The organism is Streptomyces sp. NPDC004752, assembly GCF_053601275.1.
Map to the genome: position 1 here is coordinate 1 of NZ_JBSGBN010000295.1, position 1,838 is coordinate 1,838.

Below are 1,838 nucleotides of genomic sequence, written 5' to 3' on the forward strand. Positions count from 1 at the left end.
CTGTAGTCGACGTGGTGAACGGACCGGAGGGCCTGGACTGGAACTGGGATGCCGTCGACTGGCGGCATGCCGAGGAACAGGTAAGGCGTCTAAGGCAGCGGATATTCAAGGCGACACAGGAAGGCGACCTGAAGAGGGTTCGCAACCTGCAGAAGCTGATTCTCCGCAGCTTCGCCAACACGCTGGTAAGCGTTCGGCGGGTTACGGAGATCAACGCTGGCCGCAAGACGGCGGGAATCGACGGGAGGGTGGTACTGACCTCTCCAGGGAAGACGGAACTGGTGCGCTGGATGCATCAGAACCAAAATCCATCGAAAGCCCGTCCAGTCAAGCGGGTGTATATCGCGAAGAGCGATGGACGGCGGCGCCCACTAGGTATCCCCGTGATCACCGATCGGGTTCGACAAGCCCAGGCGGTGAATGCGCTGGAACCCGAGTGGGAAGCGAGGTTCGAGCAGAGGTCCTATGGATTTCGGCCGGGCCGCGGATGCCATGACGCGATCGAATCCATATTCAACACAGCCTGCGGAAAGAACACCAAAAGGCTGTGGGTTCTCGACGCTGACTTGGAAGCCGCCTTCGACCGGATCAGCCACGACCACCTCCTACGCCAAATCGGCACGTTCCCCGCAAGGGGCATGGTCGAACGCTGGCTGAAGGCGGGTGTGGTTGAGAAAGGTTGGTTCACCGAGACCCTGGAAGGAACCCCCCAGGGCGGAGTGATCAGTCCGCTGCTAATGAACATCGCTCTTCACGGGATGGAAAGCGCGGCTGGGGCGCGTTACCGCACCAATAGCAGAGACTACGTCGAAGCGGTGCGGGGTACGCCGGTGCTTATTCGGTACGCCGACGATCTTATTGCACTTTGTCACAGCCGTGACGAAGCCGAGAAGGTCAAATCGGAGCTAAGTGAATGGCTAACTCCCAGAGGGCTTTCCTTCAATGAGGGTAAGACTCGGATCGCGCACCTCTCGCAGGGGTTCGATTTTCTGGGATTCAACATCCGCCGCTATCGCAGCGGAAAGCTAATCATTAAACCCAGTCGTGCCGCCGTAAAGCGGATCCGGAAGCGGCTCGCTGACGAGATGCGTATCCTTCGGGGCGCAAACTCGGCGGCGGTTACGGCTCAGCTTAACCCGATCATCAAGGGATGGGCCTGCTACTACCGGACCGTGGTATCCAGCCGCATGTTCAACGCGCTGGACGCCTACGTGTGGAAGCTCACCTATAGGTGGGCTCTGCGCAGTCACCGGAATAAACCCAAACGCTGGGTCGTGGACCGGTACTACGGCGCGTGGAATAAATCCAGGAGAGATCGGTGGGTCTTTGGTGACCGTGAAAGCGGCGCTTACCTCATCAAGTTCTCCTGGATTCCGATTGTCCGTCACCAGGCAGTCAAAGGCGTAGCGTCTCCGGACGATCCCGGGCTCGCCGACTACTGGGCCAACCGGCGACGCAAAAGGAAGCCCCCACCGCTGGACGCGCCGACCCTGCGGCTACTTAAAGCGCAGAGAGGGCGATGTCCGGAGTGTGGGGGTCACCTGCTGTATGCCGATCAGGAACCGCAGACCCCAGAGGAATGGGAGAAGTGGTTTACCGCCACCCGCAAAGCTCTGCGAAAGCAAGCTGTGATTCTACGGGAACGCGGTAAGGATAATCGGCCACGGATTCATCTCCTGCACGCCTACTGTCATCGGCGATCAGCCGAGGAAGTAGCCGAGCATGCTCCTGTAATACCTGTTAGCCCGTGAGGCTTGCCCGAGCCGTGTGCGGCGATAAGTCGCATGCACGGTTCCGAGGGGGCGGCGGCGCAGCAATGCGCCGTCGCTACCCGACCG

General features: G+C 60.1%; 1 protein-coding gene. It reads left to right on the top strand.

The window, feature by feature from the left end:
- Positions 1-14 precede the first annotated feature (14 nt).
- A complete protein-coding gene (ltrA, locus tag ACWEKM_RS46455) occupies positions 15-1,751 on the top strand; it encodes a group II intron reverse transcriptase/maturase (protein WP_451627353.1) in 1,737 nt (578 codons plus the stop codon).
- The last annotated feature ends 87 nt before the right edge of the window (positions 1,752-1,838 follow it).